The sequence below is a fragment of the Delftia sp. genome, assembly GCF_059499305.1.
This window is the reverse complement of the sequence record NZ_JCABYI010000011.1, coordinates 76,591-93,348: the sequence shown is the minus strand read 5'-3', so window position 1 is coordinate 93,348 and position 16,758 is coordinate 76,591. Positions and strand designations below refer to the sequence as shown.

The following is a 16,758-nucleotide window of genomic DNA, read 5'->3' as shown; positions in this document are numbered from 1 at the left end:
GAAGTGTTACCCATGTCTGTGAGCTGAGTTGTTACCCATGTCCTTGACACGTACAGCCGAAGCGCCTTTCATTGACCGTGTGGTGCACAGCGCCAAAAACTGGCGCGGCCCAAGTCAGGGACACCGAGCAAGGGCCGCCCCGCCGCGAGGGTGTCGTCCCCCTCCCTTGCGAAGCAAGCAGAGAGGGGGAAGGCGCGTCAGCGCCTCAGGGGGTGATCAGGGATACAGTCCCCGCATTTCGCGCGCATGCAGGATGCGCTGGCAGGCCACGATGAAGGTGGCGGTGCGCAGCGTCACGCCGTGCTGCTGGGCCACCTGCCAGATGGCCGCGAAGGCGTCCTGCATGATGCGCACCAGGCGGGCGTTGATCTCGTCCTCGCTCCAGAAGAAGCTGGAGAAGTCTTGCACCCATTCGAAGTAGCTCACCGTCACGCCGCCGGCATTGGCCAGCACGTCGGGCAGCACCAGCACGCCCTTTTCGGTCAGGATGTCGTCGGCCTCGGTGGTGGTGGGGCCGTTGGCACCCTCGATCACCATCTTGGCCTTGATCTTGCCGGCGTTGTCCTTGGTGATCTGGCCTTCCAGTGCGGCGGGGATCAGGATGTCGCAGTCCACGCCCCAGAAATCGGCAGCGTCCATGGCCTCGGCGCCGTCAAAGCCGCCCACGCCGCCCTTGGCGGCCACGTGGGCCAGCAGGGCCGTCACATCCAGGCCGTTGGCGTTGCGGATGGTGCCGGTGTGGTCCTGCACGGCCACGACCTTGGCGCCCGCGTCGGCGAACAGCTTGCCGGCCGTGCCGCCCACGTTGCCGAAGCCCTGCACGGCAATGCGCGCGCCCTGGACCGACAGGCCGGTCAGCTTGGCCGCTTCCACGCCCACGGTGAACACGCCGCGGCCGGTGGCCTCGACGCGGCCCAGCGAGCCGCCCAGGTCCACGGGCTTGCCCGTGACCACGCCGGTGGCGGTGGCGCCGGTGTTCATGGAGTAGGTGTCCATCATCCAGGACATGATCTGGCCGTTCGTGTTGACGTCAGGCGCTGGAATGTCCTTGGAGGGGCCGATCAGCAGGCCGATCTCGCTGGTGTAGCGGCGCGTCAGGCGCTCCAGCTCACCGCGCGACAGCGTCTTGGGATCGACACGGATGCCGCCCTTGGCGCCGCCGTAGGGCACGTTGACGGCCGCGTTCTTGACCGACATCCAGGCCGACAGGGCCATGACTTCGGACAGGGTCACGTCCTGGTGGAAGCGCACGCCGCCCTTGCCGGGGCCGCGGCTCAGGTTGTGCTGCACGCGGTAGCCTTCGTAGTGGGCGATGGTGCCGTTGTCCAGCTCGATCGGCACATCGACGATCAGGATGCGCTTGGGGCGCTTGAGGGTTTCGACCCAGCGGGCGAGATGGCCCAGGTAGGGGGTGACGCGATCGACCTGCTGCAGGTAATTGCCCCAGGGGCCGAGGTGATCAGCCTGCAGGTAGGAAGGGATGGCGTGGTTGGTAACGCCGGCCGAAGCGGGTTGCTGCATGGTGGTTCCACACAAGAGTTGTCTGAGGGTTTTGAGCTTATTCCCGGGGCTATGCGCTGTCCAACGCCTTATGCGCGAGAGCCTTATGCATTTAATGCATAACCATGGGATCGCCTTGTCCAGCGGACAATCGGGGCCGCTTGCGACCCTCCGATGCACTCCAAGAAAGCCGCTCCATGACGAACAACCCCCGCACTCCCACAGACTTGGCCCATGCGCTGCTCCAGGCGCGCCACAGCGGCGAATTGCTGGATGCCGACGACTGGGCCGACGTGGTGCGCGCGCCCGCAGATGCGCAGGCCGTGCAGGCCGCCATGGCGCCCGCCCTGGGCTGGCGCGTGGCCGGCAGCCAGCAGGGACCGGGCCGCGTTCCGGGCTATTGGAAGTCTGGCGCGCCGCGCCGCGATGCCCCGCTGACCCATGCGCCGCTGCCCGAAGAAGGCGTCTGGGCCAGTCCTTCGGTGGCCGGTGGCGCGCCGCTGCACCTGCGCGGCATCGAAGCCGAGATCGCCCTGCGCCTGGGCCGCGAGGTGACGGCCGAGATGGCTTCCGCGCTGCAGCCCGGCGATGGGCTGGAGCTGATCGACGGCATCACCGCCGCCATCGAGGTGGTGGATACGCGCTGGCGCCAGCACCTGAAGGCGCCGCCGCTGCTGCTGGCCGCCGACGGCCTGTGCCATGGCGCCCTGGTGCTGGGGCCGTGGCAGGACGCTTCGCGGCTGCTGCCGCGCGAGTCGCCGCGGGACTGGTCTGCCCAGGTCTGCCGGCTGCGCGTGGGTGCGGCGCCGCTGCAGGCGTTCACCGGAACGCATCCGCTGGGCGATCCGCTGTGGCTGCTGGCCGGCTGGCTGCAGGAGCTGGTGCGCCGCTATGGCAGCGTGCCCGCAGGCACGGTGGTGACCACGGGCACGTGGAATGGCCTGGCCTTTGCCCAGGCCGGCGACCTGGTGGTGGCCGAGCTGGACGGCATCGCCGAAGCCCGCCTGCAGCTGTGAACCTTCAGGCAGGCCATCGAGTGATCAGGTGATCTTGTAGTCCTTGAGGGCCGGATCGCCGGGCGGAAAGCGCAGTTCCAGGTTGCGCAGCACCTCGCGCAGCAAGGTGGCGATCATGAGGTTGCGGTGCGTCTTGGAGTCGGCCGGCACGATGGTCCAGGGCGCCCAGGGCGTATGCGTGGCGCCCAGCAGCTGGCCGTAGGCCTGCTGGTAGTCCTTCCACTGCGTGCGCACCTTCATGTCGTTCTCGTCGAACTTCCAGTGCTTGGCCGGGTCGTCCAGGCGCTCCTGCAGGCGCATGCGCTGTTCGTCGGCGCTGATGTGCAGCAGGAACTTGACGACCACGGTGCCCGTCTCGCTGAGCATGCGCTCGAAGTCGTTGATGTGGGCAAAGCGCTGGCGCTGCTGCTCGGGTGTGATCCAGCCGTTGACCACGGGCACCAGCACGTCCTCGTAATGGCTGCGGTTGAAGACCGTGATTTCGCCAGCGGCAGGCACCTGCTGGTGGATGCGCCACAGGTAGTCATGGGCGCGCTCGGCCTCGGTGGGGGCCTTCCAGCCCACGGCGTGCACGCCCAGCGCACTCATGCGGCCGAAGACGCCACGGATGGTGCCGTCCTTGCCCGCCGTGTCCGTGCCCTGCAGCACGACCAGCAGCTTGTAGCGGCGGTCGGCGTACAGCAGGTTCTGCAGCGCATCCAGCTCCTCGGCCAGGGCCTCGACGGCGACCTTGTCCTCGGCCTTGCCGTTGCCATTGGAAAAGGGCTTGGCGCCCGGGTCGAAGTCGGCCAGGGCAATGGGCTTGTCCTTGTCCTTGTCGGACCTGGCGGAGCGCGGCTGCCACTGTTCCCAGAGCTTTTGCACGGCCGCATCGCGGCTGGAGAAAGGGTTGGAGGCGTCCATGGATAGAGCGGTGGGTGAGGTGGAATGTCAGGGCCGGGCGCGAATGGATTGCACCTGCAGTTGCGGCTGCGCCATCGAAGGCGCGGCGCCAGCGGCGGGCCTGGGGCCGGGCTGGCCCCGGACTTCCACGTTCTGCCGCTGCCACTGCGTGATCTGCTCGGCGCTCAGGCCCTGGAGCTGCCAGGTCTCGCCGGAGGTGGTCTGCAGCACGGGCTGCTCATGGGGCGCATTGCCGCGCAGCACCAGACGGCCTTGCAGGGTCAGGGGTTGGCTTGGTTCAGCCGCCGCACCCGAGGCCGGCGCAGCCGCGCTGGCGGCGGGCGAAGCCGGGGCCGAGCAGGCGCTCAGCAGGGCCAGGCCGCTGGCCAGCAGCAGCGGCAGACTGCGGCGCAGGCCGCGGGCGGAAGCAGTCGGGTGTGCGTGGTTCATGGCGTTCAGCGTACGACGGCTGTCAGCGTGCTGCCTGCCGGAACACGCAGCTGTTCCTGGTAGGTGCCTTGCGCATCAGGCTGACGCAGGAAGGGGAAATGGCCGCGCGCATTGAGGTTCACCGGTACCGTGGTGGGCAGGACCCGGGAAGACGCCAGGCTGCTGCCGTTGATCGCGGCCAGGGTGAAGCCCTGCTCCGTGCGCGCGGGCCAGCCATAGCCGCTGGGCACATCGCCGGGCAGCAGTGCGATGTTGGCGCCCCAGCGCTGGATGGCGACCGGCAGCGTGGGGCCGCCCGCTTGCTGTATGGCATTGCCCAGGACCTGCAGCGAATCGGTGGACGTGGTGTTGCTCAGCAGCTGCTTGTAGAAGCCCACGCCGTACTGGCGCACCAGATAGGCGCCCAGGCTGCCGTTGACGTCGTAGCCGAAGCAGGGCGCGGCGGTGTCGGCGCTCCAGGCGGCGGGGTCGCAGTTGAAGCCCGAGCGGGACAGCCAGGAAGGGACGCGTCCATTGGCGATGGAGTTGAAGCCGGGCGTGACGCGCTGGGCCACGATGTCTTCGCCCATCATGGCGCTCATTTCCTCCAGGAAGGTGTCGAACGCGTAGTCGGTTCCCGGCTTGGACAGCTGGACGCTGCGGCGGTAGAAGTTCGTCATGTGGACGAACTCATGGGACAGCGTGCTGATCTGGTTGGTCATGCCTTCGGCAGGATCCAGGTACAGCGTTTCCGTATCCATGTAGAACGACAGCGATTGATTGCTGTACTTGAGGTCGGGGTTCGCCGGGTCCTGCTTGAAGTTGTTCAGAGACCAGAAATAGCCCAGCAGCCCGTACGGAGTGCGGTCCGGAACGAAATTCACGAACACGATGTCCAGGGGCTGTTCGGGGTCGATGAGGTCGCTGTAGGAGTGAGCGCCCCAGGGCTCGCCCGACAGCCCCGTGATCAGGGGATAGACCGCGTCGGAGCCGCTGGTGAATCGCTGGAGCAGCGTGTCGAGCATCGCATCGCTGACCTTGGCAGCGTCGTACTCGCTGTCTTCCAGCCAGACGTTGATGGTGCGGGTGCCGGTGGGCGTGGGCACGCTGGCCTGGCGTCTGAGCGTGGCCTGGCGGGCTTCGATGCGGGAGTCGCCGGGTTGGACGAACCAGCTGCGCTGGCTGCCCACGGGCAGGATGGCCGCTGCCTGCGGCTTGATGGATTGCCGCGCCTGCATGTCCGCTGCCGTCAGGCGGGGCTTGAAGTTGCGGATGCGCTCGGGAATCCGGTTGACCGTTGCGGGTGCGGCGCTGAGGCTTTTCTGGGCCGTGGCGGTGGTCGCCGCAGGCGGAGTCAGCGTCAGGGCGGGCATGGGCACGCTGGCGTCGCCGTTGTTGGTGTAGATCAGCGTGACCTGCTTGCTGCCCAGGTTGGTCAGACCCACAGGGATCTGCTGCTCGGCCTGCGTGGTGTTGGTGTAGCTCCAGACGCCCACGCCCTGGCCCGAATAGGTGGTGGCATTGGCCGCGCCGCAGGCCGTGCCCGAGCAGGCGGCGGTCAACTGCGAAGACGGGCCGGACGGGCCGCCGCCTCCACCTCCGCCGCAACCGGCCAGAACGGCGCCCAGGGCCAGTGCGATGGCGGTCTTGCTGTGATGATGATCAAAGAACATGTTTTCCCTTCCTCTTGTGTGACCTGCTGCTGGAGATGTGGATTTTTGGTCCGATATGGCGAGAGATGCTACCCGATGCGATCCGCATCGCTGTCCGGCAACGGCCGCACCGGCACCTGCAACTGCTCCACGAACCGCCGCGCCGCCAGCCCCAGCGGGCGCTCCTTGGACCACACCCAATCGACGAACAGCTGGGTGCCGTTGCTGATGTTGCACAGCGGGATGCGCAGCAGCGCGCCCGTTTGCAGCAGGGGCTCGGCGACGCTGAAGGGCAGCCACCCCCAGCCCAGGCCGGCCGAGATCAGCGACAGGGCTGCCAGGTGGCTGTCCGTGCGCCACAGCTGGTGCGAGAACACGAAGCGCGGATCGGTATGGGCCAGGTCGCGGCTGGCCAGCAGGATCTGGCGCGCGCCGGCCAGCTGGCCCACGTCCAGGCGCTGCTGCCCGTCCACGCCCAGTTGCCGGGCCAGCGGATGCCTGGCCGCCATCACGGCGACCATGGTTTCCTGGCCCATCTCCTGGAAATCCTCGCGCCCGTCGATGGCCGGGCGCTCGAAGACCAGGGCCAGATGTGCGCGGCCCGAGTGCAGTTCCTTGAGCGCATCGACCTGGGCGGCCACCAGCACTTCCACCTCCAGACCCGGGAATTCCTCGACCAGCGGCTGCAGCGGCGCGGCCCAGGCCGTGGACAGCAGCTCGGGCGCGATCACCAGGGTCAGCCGCTCCTCCAGTCCCTGGTGCAGGGCCAGCGCCTGGTGGTTGAGCTGCTGCAGCTGGGCGGCCAGCAGCCGGGCCTGGGGTTCGAGTGCGCGTGCCGCCGCCGTGGGCCGGGGCTCGCGGCCGCTGCGGTCGAACAACTGCAGGTCCAGCTCGGCTTCCAGCTGGGCGATGGCCATGCTCACGGCCGAGGGCACGCGGCCCAGCTGGCGCGCGGCGGCGGAAAACGAGCCGTGGTCCAGCACGGCAATGAACAGCGGCACCTGGTCGGCTGGAAAGGACATGGTGGGGACCTGTCAGATTTATTGAAAGAATCTGACTTTAACGTTCAATTGCCGGCATATAGACTGCGCCCCCTATGACCTTGCAGACACACAAAAAGGGCCTCCAGGGGCCCAAGCGCAAAGTGGTCTTCGTGACCCTGTATGAATTGATCGCCATCCTCGCCTCCAGCCTGCTGTTCATGGCCATCGGCCAGAGCGCCGGGCATTCGGGCGGCATGGCGATTGCCGCCTCCACGCTGGCCATCGTCTGGAACCTGACCTTCAACCACCTGTTCGAGCAGTGGGAGTCGCGTCAGAGCGTCAAGGGCCGCTCGGTGCTGCGCCGCGTGGTGCACGCCCTGGGCTTCGAGGGCGGGCTGGCCATGGTGCTGATCCCGCTGATGGCCTGGTGGTTCGGCGTCACGCTGTGGGAGGCCACGGTGATGGAGGCCGGCCTGCTGGTCTTCTTCCTGGTCTACACCTATGTCTTCAACTGGTGCTTCGACCATGTGTTCGGCCTGCCGGCCTCGGCCTCGGCATCCGCTGCGGTGGCACCCCGCGCTCAGGGCGAGCCGGCCTGCAGCAGCTGACCGGCCACGGCGGCGGCGGCCGTGCGGGTCTCCACGCCGAGTTTCTCGAAGATGTGCTCCAGGTGCTTGTTGACCGTGCGCGGGCTCATGCCCAGGATGTCGGCGATGTCGCGGTTGGTCTTGCCCTTGCTCAGCCATGACAGCACCTCGGTCTCGCGCGGGGTGAGCGCCACCTGCTGCAGCCGGCGCGCGGCGGGCGCCTGCGGCGCCTCGTGGCTGAGCAGCACCATCGACTCCCCCAGGCCGCTGGCGCCCATGTGGCGCGCCAGCAACTGGCGGCCATCGGCCAGGGCCAGCGCCAGATCCTGGTGACCGGCCTGGTCCGACTGGTGGGCACCGGCCAGCCAGTCCCCGGCCGCCTCCATGGGGAAGGGCTGGTCCGCAAAGGCCTCCTCCAGCCAGCGCGCTGCCTGGGGAGAGCGCCAGGCCACGCGGCCCTGGCCGTCGAGCACCACCACCCCCAGCCCCGCCACGTCCACGGCCTCCTGCGCCTGGCGCGTGGCGCGGGCGTTGCGCACATGGGTGGCCAGGCGCACCAGCACCTCGGGGATGCGCAGCGGCTTGACCACGTAGTCCACGCCGCCGCTGGCAAAGCCGCGGATGATCTGGTCCGTGTCCGACAGGCCGGTCATGAAGACCACGGGCACGTGGGCCCAGGCCGGCGTGTCCTTGAGCCGGCGGCACAGCGTGAAGCCGTCCATGCCGGGCATGACGGCGTCCAGCAGCACGCCATCGGGCACGGTCAGGGCAAAGCGCTGCAGCGCCTCGTCGGCATCGCGCGCGGCGAGCACCACGTAGCCTTCGGCGGCCAGGGCATCGCACAGCATGCGAAGGCTGTCCAGCGCGTCGTCCACCACGAGGATCACATGGGCGCTGTTGCCATGGCTGCTGCGGCTGTTGGCGGTGGTGGTGGCGGTCATTTCCTGCCCTCCTGGATGTTCATTCATCTGTCTCCTCCTGTTCCTGTTCGTCTTCTTCCCGGGGCTGCGGCAGCAGGCGCGCCAGCGCATCGAAGTCGAAGCGGTTCGCGCAGGCCTGCAGCGCATCGAGCAGCGCGGCATGCGCGGGCGCCTGCTGGCGCGCCTGGCGCAGGCGCTCGCGCAGGGCCGTGGCCTGGCCCGAGCGCGCCAGCCGGGCCAGGTCTTCGCGCAGGTCGGGCGGGAAGGGGGCGGCTGCCGGCGCCTGCGCTGCCTTTGCCTCCGCCTGCTCCGCGCGCGGCGCCGGCAGCAGCAACGGGCGGTTGTCATGCACCCATTCGATCCGCAGCACGCGCTCGAGCACCTGCAGCAGCTCGGACTCGATCACCGGCTTGGCGACAAAGCCCTGGCAATGCGCATCGGCCAGGCGCGGCGGGTCGTTGTCGAACAGGTTGGCCGAGACGAAGACCACGGGAAGCTGCTGCGCATCCCGGCGCGCGCGAAGCAGGGCGGCGGTCTGCCAGCCGTCCAGGTCGTCCATGCTGATGTCCAGCAGCACCAGGTCAGGCAGGCTTTGCTCCACGATCTCCAGGCACTCGCGGCCGCTGGCGGCCTCGCGGATCTCGAAGCCCAGCGGCAGCAGCAGGCCGGCCAGCAGCTGGCGCTGCAGCGGCTGGTCATCCACCACCAGCAGGGTCCGGCGCGGCGGCAGATAGCCGATGACGGTGTGCAGCGTGGCGGCGGCGCCGGGGGGCACCCAGGACGCGTCGGGCGCCATCTCGGGCAGATACAGGCGCACGGTGAAGCAGCTGCCCTCGCCGGGCGTGCTGCTCAGGGTGAGCTGCCCGCCCATCAGCTCGGTCAGCAGGTGGGTGATGGTCAGCCCCAGGCCCGTGCCCGCCTCGCTGACGCGCCGGCCCGCGCTGCCGCGCTCGAAGGGCACGAAGATGCGCTCCATGTCCTGCGGTTCGATCCCGATGCCGGTATCGATGACCTCGATGCGCGAGACATGGGGCCGGAAATCCATGCGCAGCCGCACCTCGCCGCGCTGGGTGAAGCGCACGGCGTTGGACAGCAGGTTGATCAGGATCTGGCGCAGCCGCTTGGCGTCGGCACGCACCCAGCGCGGCATGGTGCCCAGCGTCTCGACCGAGAACTGCAGCCCCCTGGCCTGGGCCTGGGGCCGCATCATGGCCTCGATGCCGTCGATCAGCGCGGGCAGGGGCAGGGGGGCGAGGTCCAGGCGCAGGCGGCCGGCCTCGATGCTGGCCAGCTCCAGCGATTCGTCGATCAGCGCGCGCAGGTGCTGGCCGCTGTGCTGCATGGTGGACAGGGTCTCGCGCACCCAGCCATCGACCTGCGGGCTCTTGAGCAGGATCTGCGTATAGCCGAGCAGGCTGTTGAGCGGCGAGCGCAGCTCGTGCGTCATGCCCGCCACATAGCGGGTCTTGGCCTGGCTGGCCTGCTCGGCATGGTCCTTGGCGACCTGCAGCTCGGCATCGGTGCGCTTGTGGGCGGCGATCTCCTGCAGCAGCAGCTGGTTCTGGCGCTCGGACTCGTCCTGGGCCATGCGCCGGCTGTCCGTGCTCAGCACCACCCACCAAGCGGCCACGGCGCACAGCAGGGCCAGCAGCGCGAAGACCTTGAGGAAGGGGATGCGCAGCGCGCCGCCATCGACGCTGCCTGCCTGCAGGCTTTCCTGCATGTAGACCACGCCCACCATGAAGGCCGTCACCGCGCACAGAGACAGCATCACCACCAGGTACTGGCCCGCGCGGAAGTTCACCTTGGTGGCCCACCGCGGCGGCAGCATGGCCGAGGCCAGCGCGCGCAGCTGCTCGCCCGCGCGCGAGCCGGTCTTGCAGCGGTCATGGCAGCGCGACTCCAGCGAGCAGCACAGCGAGCAGATGGGCGCGCCGTAGGCCGGGCAGCGCGCCATGTCCTCGGACTCGAACTGGTTCTGGCAGACGGCGCAGCGCACCGTCTCGCCGGGCTTCCACAGATTGCCTGCGGGCCGTGCCAGGTAGTAGCGCCCGCCCGTCAGCCAGGCCAGCAGCGGCGACAGCAGCATGGACAGCGCCAGCGCGATGAAGGGCGAGAACGCGGCCGCCGTCTCGCCCAGCAGGCCCGCATAGGCGCAGCAGGCCACGGCGGCGGCCAGCAGCATGGCGACGGGTCCCACGGGATTGAAGTCGTACAGATGGGCGCGGCGGAACTCGATGCCCGGCGGGCTCAGCCCCAGCGGCTTGTTGATGACCAGGTCGGCCACCAGCGCGCCCACCCAGGCGATGGCCACGTTGCTGTAGATGGTCAGCACCTTCTCCAGCGCGCCGAACACGCCCAGCGTCATCAGCAAGGTGGCGATGACCACGTTGAACACCATCCAGACCACGCGCCCCGGATGGCTGCGCGTGATGCGCGCGAAGAAGTTGGACCAGGCAAGCGACCCCGCATAGGCATTGGTCACGTTGATCTTGACCTGCGAGATGACCACGAAGACCACGGTCACCGCCACGGCCAGCCCCGGCAGGCCCAGGGCCTGCAGCACCTGCTGGAAGCCTGCCAGGAACATCTGCGTGGGCTCGGCCGCGCGCGTGGCGTCCACCCCCTGCAGCTGCATGGCCGCGAACGCGAGAAAGGCGCCGCCCGCCATCTTGAGCATGCCCATCACGGCCCAGCCCGGGCCGGCCACCAGCACCGCGCCCCACCAGCGCAGCCGGTTGGCCTGGGTGCGCGGCGGCAGAAAGCGCAGGAAGTCCACCTGCTCGCCGATCTGCACCACCAGCGCGAAGATCACGGCTGCCGCCGCGCCGAACATCAGCGGATCGAACTGGCTGCTGCCCGAGCGCAGGCCGGTGAGGCTGGCGAAGTCGCGGTACAGCTGCGGCTGGGCCAGCGCCATCCACACGAAGGGCAGCACCAGCAGGAACAGCCACAGCGGCTGCGTCCAGGCCTGCAGGCGCGAGATCAGCGTGATGCCGCGCATGGCCAGCGGCAGCACCACCAGGGCCGACAGCGCATAGCACCACTGCAGCGGCCAGTCCACCACCAGCTGCAGGGCCAGCGCCATGATGGCCGCCTCCAGCGCGAAGAAGATGAAGGTGAAGACGGCGTAGATCAGCGAGGTGATGGTCGAGCCCAGGTAGCCGAAGCCCGCGCCGCGCGTCAGCAGGTCCATGTCCAGCCCGTAGCGTGCGGCGCAGACGGCGATGGGCAGCCCCGTCAGGAAGATCACCAGCCCCACGGTGACGATGGCCCACATGGCGTTGGCGAAGCCGTAGTTCAGCGCAATGGCGCCGCCGATGGCCTCCAGCGCCAGGAAGGACAGCGAGCCGAAGGCCGTGTTGGCCACACGGAACTCGCTCCAGCGCCGGAAGCTGCGCGGCGTGTAGCGCAGCGCGTAGTCCTCCATGGTCTCGTCGGCCACCCAGGCGTTGTACTCGCGCCGGAACCGGAAGATGGTCTGCGGCGCGGCTGCGGTGCCGGTGGGGCTGTCGGGCGGGGGGGCGGAGTGCATTCCCAGGTCTAGCAAGAAACGTGCGGGGCCAATGCTGGCGCGGCTTGCAAGAGGGGTAGCCGGGGTGCGTACGCAGGTGGCTACGTCAATTGACGTATGGGCGGCGGCAAGGGTTCTTCCTAATCTTGGACCCAGCGCGGAAACAAGCCGTAACCGCAACGCCAGTTTTCAGCCACTTGCAGATCACCCAACCGATCCTTACAGGAGAGTCACCATGAGCCACCCCTCCGACCCCCGCACACCTGGTTCCCCCGGCACGGAAATGGGCCGCCGCCGCGTCCTGCAGGCGCTTGGCGCCGCCTCGGTGGCCGGGTTGCCGGCCTGGTCCTTCGCCCAGCCCACGGCCCAGGTCAACACCACCAAGCTGGCCGTGACCGACACCGAGGTCGTCGTGGGCCAGCTGCACTCGGCCACGGGCACCATGGCGATCTCCGAGACCGGCTCCATCCAGGCCGAGCAACTGGCCATCGACCAGATCAACGCCATGGGCGGCATCCTGGGCCGCAAGATCCGCGTGATCAAGGAAGACGGCGCCTCCGACTGGCCCACCTTCGCCGAGAAGTCCAAGAAACTGCTCATCAACGACCGCTGCGCCGCCGTCTTCGGATGCTGGACCAGCGCCTCGCGCAAGGCCGTGCTGCCCGTGTTCGAGAAGGAAAACGGCCTGCTGTACTACCCCACCTTCTACGAAGGCCTGGAGCAGTCCAAGAACGTGATCTACACGGGCCAGGAAGCCACGCAGCAGATCCTGTACAGCCTGGACTGGGCCAAGGCCGAGAAAAAGGCCAAGACCTTCTTCCTGATCGGCTCGGACTACATCTGGCCGCGCACCTCGATGAAGATCGCGCGCAAGCACATCGAGAACTTCCAGAAGGGCAAGGTCGTCGGCGAGGAGTACTACCCGCTGGGCAGCACCAACTTCGGCTCGCTGGTCAACAAGATCAAGCTGCAAAAGCCGGACTGCATCTTCGTGGCCGTGGTGGGCGGCTCCAACGTGGCCTTCTACAAGGCGCTCAAGGCAGCGGGCATCACGGGTGACAAGCAACTGCTGGTCACGCTGTCGGTGACCGAGGACGAGATGACCGGCGTGGGCGGCGAGAACTTCACGGGCTTCTACTCCTCGATGAAGTACTTCCAGACGCTGGACAACGAGAACAACAAGAAGTTCGTGGCCGCCTTCAAGGCCAAGTACGGCCCCAACGCCGTCATCGGCGACGTCACCCAGGCCGGCTACCTGGGCCCCTGGCTGTGGAAGGCCGCCGTGGAAAAGGCCAAGAGCTTCGACGTGGACAAGGTGGTGGCCGCATCGCCGGGGCTGGAACTCAAGACCGCGCCCGAAGGCTACGTGAAGGTGGACGCCAACCACCACCTGTGGAGCAAGTCGCGCATTGCCGTGGGGCAGCCGGACGGCACGTTCAAGGTGGTCTCGGAGTCGCCTGAACTCATCAAACCCGATCCCTTCCCCAAGGGTTACCAGTAAGCCCTGATCCGTTCAGGCAGGTGATGCGCGGCGGCCTGCGGCCTGGTGGGCGGGCTGCCGCGTGAATCGTTTCCCCCTCTCCCGATTGGCTTGCGCGCAGGAGCAGCACCATGAGTTTTTCCGACATGATGAACATCGGCCTGATGCAGGGCTTCGCGGGGCTGAGCCTGTTCGCCGTGCTGCTGCTGATGGGCCTGGGCCTGGCCATCATCTTTGGCCAGATGGGCGTGATCAACATGGCGCATGGCGAGTTCATGACCATTGGCGCCTACACCATCTACCTGGGCTCCACGCTCACGGCGCAGCACGCGCCCGAGTTCATGCCCTACTACTTCCCGCTGGCCATCGTGGCCGCCTTCCTGTTCGCCTTCGTGGCCGGCTGGCTGGTGGAATGGGGGCTGATCCGCCACCTCTACAAGCGGCCGCTGGACACGCTGCTGGCCACCTGGGGCGTGAGCCTGGCGCTGCAGCAGTGCTTTCGCACCTTCATCGGCCCCAAGGAAGTCAGCCCCACCCTGCCTGACTGGCTGATGGGCTCGTGGGCGCCGGCCGAGGGGCTGGACATTCCCATCAACGGCCTGTTCGTGCTGGCGCTGACCATGGCCGTCACGGCCGGCGTGCTGATCGCGCTGCACAAAAGCCGCTGGGGCCTGCGCGTGCGCGCCACGGTCAGCAACCGCGTGATGGCCAACGCCATCGGCATCGACACCAAGAAGACCGACCGCCTGACCTTTGCCATCGGCTGCGGCATCGCGGGCGTGGCGGGCGCGGCCTTCACCACCATCGGCTCCACCGGCCCCACCTCGGGCTCGCTGTACATCGTGGACGCCTTCCTGGTGGTCACCTTCGGCGGCGCGGCCAGCCTGCTGGGCACCGTGGTCTCGGCCTTCGGCATTGCGCAGACGCAGTCCATCACCGAGTTCTTCCTCGCGGGCTCCATGGCCAAGGTGATCACGCTGTCGCTGATCGTCTTCATCCTGATGCTGCGTCCCCAGGGCCTGTTCGCGTCCAAGGTGCGGCGCTGATCCCGGCGCCGGCCCTGTCCACGAATTCCCCCGCGTTCCCCCGATTTCCCCTGAGTTCACCGGAGTCATTCCATGCAAGCCCTCAAAGCCTGGATACAGCGCTACCAGCTCGCCAGCCTGGTGCTGCTCACCGTCCTGCTGGCGGTGGTGCTGCCCCTGGCGCTGGACATCTTCCGCCTCAACCTGGTCGGCAAGTACCTGACCTATGCCTTCGTCGCCATCGGCCTGGTCATGGTCTGGGGCTATGGCGGCGTGCTCAGCCTGGGCCAGGGCGTGTTCTTCGGCCTGGGCGGCTACGCCATGGCCATGTTCCTGAAGCTGGAGGCGTCCGACCCCATCAGCACCAAGATCCAGTCCACGCCCGGCATCCCCGACTTCATGGACTGGAACCAGCTGACCGAGCTGCCCTCGTTCTGGCTGCCCTTCAAGAGCCTGCCGTTCTCGCTGGCCGCCGTCATCGCCGTGCCCACGCTGCTGGCCTGGCTCATCAGCTTCGCCATGTTCAAGCGCCGCGTGGGCGGGGTGTACTTCGCCATCATCACGCAGGCCGTGGCGCTGATCGTCACCGTGCTCATCATCGGCCAGCAGGGCTACACGGGCGGCGTCAACGGCATGACCGACCTCAAGACCCTGTGGGGCTGGGACACGCGCACGGACAGCGCCAAGTACATCCTCTACTACGTCTGCGTGGCCCTGCTGATCGGCGCCATCGTCCTGTGCCGCTGGATTCAGACGGGCAAGGTGGGCACCCTGCTGCTGGCCATGCGCGACAAGGAAGACCGCGTGCGCTTTTCCGGCTACGACGTGGCCAATTTCAAGGTCTTCGTGTTCTGCCTGGCCGCTGCGCTGTCGGGCGTGGGCGGCGCGCTGTTCACGCTGCAGGTGGGCTTCATGTCGCCCAGCTTCGTGGGCATCGTTCCCTCCATCGAGATGGTCATCTACGCCGCCGTGGGCGGGCGCATGAGCCTGGTGGGCGCCGTGTACGGCACGCTTCTGGTCAACGCGGGCAAGACCTATTTCTCGGAGAGCTTCCCGGACCTGTGGCTGTTCCTCATGGCGGGCCTGTTCATCGGCGTGACCATGGCCTTCCCGATGGGGCTGGCCGGCCTGTGGGAAAGCCGCATCGTTCCCTGGTGGAACAGCCGCCGCAAGGGCACGGCACCGGCCGCAGCGCCTGCCGCAGCGCAGGGAGCCCAGGCAGCACCTGCCCAGGCCCCGGCCGCCACCAAGCCCACGTCCGCCCTGTCCGAAGGCATGGGCCGCCAGGGCGCCTGAACCACAGCGGGAGCACACCATGAGCAATACCGACTTCACGCTGGCCGTGGAAGACCTGACGGTCTCCTTCGACGGCTTCAAGGCCATCGACGCGCTGAACCTGTACATCGACAGGAACGAGCTGCGCGTCATCATCGGCCCCAACGGCGCGGGCAAGACCACGCTGCTGGACCTGATCTGCGGCAAGACCCGCGCCACGGCCGGCAGCATCAAGTTCAAGAACGAGGAACTCACGCGCATGGCCGAGCACAAGCGCGTGCGCCTGGGGATCGGGCGCAAGTTCCAGACGCCGTCCATCTACGAGAACCTGTCGGTCTTCCAGAACCTGGAGGTCTCCTACCCCGAAGGCCGCTCGGTCTTCGGCGCGCTGGCCTTCAAGTGCACGGAGGCGGTGCGCGATCGCGTGCAGGCCGTGGCCGCCGACATCGGCCTGGACGAGCGCCTGGACACCGAGGCCGGCCTGCTCAGCCACGGCCAGAAGCAGTGGCTGGAGATCGGCATGCTGCTCATGCAGGAGCCCGAGCTGCTGATGCTGGACGAGCCCATCGCCGGCATGAGCGCCCGCGAGCGCGAGCTGACGGCCGAGCTGCTGCAGCGCATCTGCAAGAACCGCTCCGTCATCGTCATCGAGCACGACATGGAGTTCGTGGCGCGCATCGCGCACAAGGTCACCGTCATGCACCAGGGAAAGATCCTCGCCGAGGGTCCCATGGACAAGGTGCAGGCCGACCCCAAGGTCATCGACGTCTACCTCGGCCACTGAGGCACGCACAAGGAATTCACATGCTGCAAGTCAAGGATCTGTACGTGGCCTATGGCCAGAGCGAGGCGCTGCACGGCATCAGCTTCGAGGGCCGCGAGAACGAAACCGTGGCCATCATGGGCCGCAACGGCATGGGCAAGACCACGCTGTTCAAAAGCCTGATGGGCGTCATGCCCGCCAAGAGCGGCCAGATCACCGTGGCCGGCCAGGACGTCACGAAGGACGAGAGCTTCCGGCGCGTGGCCAAGGGCATTGCCTACGTGCCCCAGGGCCGCATGATCTTCCCCACGCTGACCGTGGAAGAGAACATACAGACGGGCCTGGAGAACGCGAAGACGCGCCAGGTGCCCGAAGACATCTACGCCCTGTTCCCCGTGCTCTGGGACATGCGCCGGCGCAAGGGCGGCAACCTCTCGGGCGGGCAGCAGCAGCAGCTGGCCATTGCGCGCGCCCTGGTCACCGACCCCAAGGTGCTGCTGCTGGACGAGCCCACCGAGGGCATACAGCCTTCCATCATCAAGGACATCGCCAAGGCGCTCAACGAGATCCGCAAGCTGCGCCGCATCACCATCGTGGTCAGCGAGCAGGTGCTTTCCTTCGCCATGGATGTGGCCGACCGGCTGTTCGTCATCGAGGGCGGCCGCCTGGTCCATGAGACGGCCCGTGCTGATACGGATGAACAGCGCATCAAGTCCTACCTCTCCGTCTGAT

14 protein-coding genes are annotated in these 16,758 nt (G+C 67.8%); 7 read left to right on the top strand and 7 right to left on the bottom strand.

Annotated elements, in window-relative coordinates; all coding sequences use genetic code 11:
• Positions 1–216: 216 nt before the first annotated feature.
• Entirely contained in the window at positions 217–1,521 is a 1,305-nt protein-coding gene (locus AC5I49_RS08885) for a Glu/Leu/Phe/Val family dehydrogenase (RefSeq protein ID WP_016450234.1), read from the bottom strand.
• A 176-nt stretch (positions 1,522–1,697) separates the two neighbouring features.
• On the opposite strand from AC5I49_RS08885, the gene AC5I49_RS08880 reads away from it, so the two are divergent.
• Entirely contained in the window at positions 1,698–2,516 is an 819-nt protein-coding gene (locus tag AC5I49_RS08880) for a fumarylacetoacetate hydrolase family protein (RefSeq protein ID WP_074921224.1), read from the top strand.
• Between the two features lie 24 nt (positions 2,517–2,540).
• Here AC5I49_RS08880 and AC5I49_RS08875 read toward each other — a convergent pair whose 3' ends face one another.
• The 4 genes from AC5I49_RS08875 to AC5I49_RS08860 form a co-directional block, all read right to left on the bottom strand.
• Positions 2,541–3,419 (bottom strand): PPK2 family polyphosphate kinase, encoded by an 879-nt coding sequence (locus AC5I49_RS08875; protein WP_017404944.1) that lies wholly within the window; start codon positions 3,417–3,419, stop codon positions 2,541–2,543.
• A 27-nt stretch (positions 3,420–3,446) separates the two neighbouring features.
• Complete coding sequence (locus tag AC5I49_RS08870; RefSeq protein WP_016452176.1) at positions 3,447–3,848, bottom strand: hypothetical protein; 402 nt, start codon at positions 3,846–3,848, stop codon at positions 3,447–3,449.
• Between the two features lie 5 nt (positions 3,849–3,853).
• Positions 3,854–5,500, bottom strand: coding sequence for a M30 family zinc metallopeptidase (locus AC5I49_RS08865; RefSeq protein ID WP_016452175.1), 1,647 nt, complete (start codon positions 5,498–5,500; stop codon positions 3,854–3,856).
• A gap of 68 nt (positions 5,501–5,568) precedes the next feature.
• Positions 5,569–6,501: a LysR family transcriptional regulator gene (locus AC5I49_RS08860; RefSeq protein WP_016452174.1), complete on the bottom strand. Its 933-nt coding sequence runs from the start codon at positions 6,499–6,501 to the stop codon at positions 5,569–5,571.
• 74 nt (positions 6,502–6,575) lie between these two features.
• Between AC5I49_RS08860 and AC5I49_RS08855 the strand changes: the two genes are divergently transcribed.
• Positions 6,576–7,070, top strand: a complete 495-nt coding sequence (locus tag AC5I49_RS08855; RefSeq protein WP_016452173.1) for a PACE efflux transporter — start codon at positions 6,576–6,578, stop codon at positions 7,068–7,070.
• On the opposite strand, the gene AC5I49_RS08850 is transcribed toward AC5I49_RS08855, so the two are convergent.
• Together AC5I49_RS08850 and AC5I49_RS08845 are read right to left on the bottom strand one after the other, a co-directional pair.
• On the bottom strand, positions 7,043–7,990 hold the full coding sequence (locus tag AC5I49_RS08850; protein WP_495789201.1) for a response regulator: 948 nt from the start codon (positions 7,988–7,990) through the stop codon (positions 7,043–7,045). The genes AC5I49_RS08855 and AC5I49_RS08850 overlap by 28 nt on opposite strands.
• Before the next feature lie 19 nt (positions 7,991–8,009).
• Positions 8,010–11,504 carry a hybrid sensor histidine kinase/response regulator gene (locus AC5I49_RS08845; protein ID WP_495789200.1) on the bottom strand — a complete coding sequence of 1,165 codons (3,495 nt, stop codon included), beginning with the start codon at positions 11,502–11,504 and terminating at the stop codon, positions 8,010–8,012.
• Between the two features lie 214 nt (positions 11,505–11,718).
• Between AC5I49_RS08845 and urtA the strand changes: the two genes are divergently transcribed.
• From urtA to urtE, 5 genes are all read left to right on the top strand, one after another.
• Positions 11,719–12,984: an urea ABC transporter substrate-binding protein gene (gene urtA / locus AC5I49_RS08840; RefSeq protein ID WP_012202159.1), complete on the top strand. Its 1,266-nt coding sequence runs from the start codon at positions 11,719–11,721 to the stop codon at positions 12,982–12,984.
• Positions 12,985–13,094: 110 nt separating this feature from the next.
• Positions 13,095–14,009 carry an urea ABC transporter permease subunit UrtB gene (urtB, locus tag AC5I49_RS08835; protein ID WP_016450224.1) on the top strand — a complete coding sequence of 305 codons (915 nt, stop codon included), beginning with the start codon at positions 13,095–13,097 and terminating at the stop codon, positions 14,007–14,009.
• Between the two features lie 72 nt (positions 14,010–14,081).
• Entirely contained in the window at positions 14,082–15,284 is a 1,203-nt protein-coding gene (gene urtC / locus AC5I49_RS08830) for an urea ABC transporter permease subunit UrtC (RefSeq protein ID WP_461608673.1), read from the top strand.
• Between the two features lie 19 nt (positions 15,285–15,303).
• Positions 15,304–16,047, top strand: a complete 744-nt coding sequence (gene urtD / locus AC5I49_RS08825; RefSeq protein WP_016450222.1) for an urea ABC transporter ATP-binding protein UrtD — start codon at positions 15,304–15,306, stop codon at positions 16,045–16,047.
• Between the two features lie 20 nt (positions 16,048–16,067).
• On the top strand, positions 16,068–16,757 hold the full coding sequence (gene urtE / locus AC5I49_RS08820; protein WP_392413222.1) for an urea ABC transporter ATP-binding subunit UrtE: 690 nt from the start codon (positions 16,068–16,070) through the stop codon (positions 16,755–16,757).
• Position 16,758 lies beyond the last annotated feature (1 nt).

What these genes read in the sequence shown, in the direction of transcription:
- AC5I49_RS08885 (WP_016450234.1), bottom strand. Translation starts at nt 1,521, where the DNA reads ATGCAGCAACCCGCTTCGGCCGGCGTTACCAACCACGCCATCCCTTCC.
- AC5I49_RS08880 (WP_074921224.1), top strand. Translation starts at nt 1,698, where the DNA reads ATGACGAACAACCCCCGCACTCCCACAGACTTGGCCCATGCGCTGCTC.
- AC5I49_RS08875 (WP_017404944.1), bottom strand. Translation starts at nt 3,419, where the DNA reads ATGGACGCCTCCAACCCTTTCTCCAGCCGCGATGCGGCCGTGCAAAAG.
- AC5I49_RS08870 (WP_016452176.1), bottom strand. Translation starts at nt 3,848, where the DNA reads ATGAACCACGCACACCCGACTGCTTCCGCCCGCGGCCTGCGCCGCAGT.
- AC5I49_RS08865 (WP_016452175.1), bottom strand. Translation starts at nt 5,500, where the DNA reads ATGTTCTTTGATCATCATCACAGCAAGACCGCCATCGCACTGGCCCTG.
- AC5I49_RS08860 (WP_016452174.1), bottom strand. Translation starts at nt 6,501, where the DNA reads ATGTCCTTTCCAGCCGACCAGGTGCCGCTGTTCATTGCCGTGCTGGAC.
- AC5I49_RS08855 (WP_016452173.1), top strand. Translation starts at nt 6,576, where the DNA reads ATGACCTTGCAGACACACAAAAAGGGCCTCCAGGGGCCCAAGCGCAAA.
- AC5I49_RS08850 (WP_495789201.1), bottom strand. Translation starts at nt 7,990, where the DNA reads ATGACCGCCACCACCACCGCCAACAGCCGCAGCAGCCATGGCAACAGC.
- AC5I49_RS08845 (WP_495789200.1), bottom strand. Translation starts at nt 11,504, where the DNA reads ATGCACTCCGCCCCCCCGCCCGACAGCCCCACCGGCACCGCAGCCGCG.
- urtA (WP_012202159.1), top strand. Translation starts at nt 11,719, where the DNA reads ATGAGCCACCCCTCCGACCCCCGCACACCTGGTTCCCCCGGCACGGAA.
- urtB (WP_016450224.1), top strand. Translation starts at nt 13,095, where the DNA reads ATGAGTTTTTCCGACATGATGAACATCGGCCTGATGCAGGGCTTCGCG.
- urtC (WP_461608673.1), top strand. Translation starts at nt 14,082, where the DNA reads ATGCAAGCCCTCAAAGCCTGGATACAGCGCTACCAGCTCGCCAGCCTG.
- urtD (WP_016450222.1), top strand. Translation starts at nt 15,304, where the DNA reads ATGAGCAATACCGACTTCACGCTGGCCGTGGAAGACCTGACGGTCTCC.
- urtE (WP_392413222.1), top strand. Translation starts at nt 16,068, where the DNA reads ATGCTGCAAGTCAAGGATCTGTACGTGGCCTATGGCCAGAGCGAGGCG.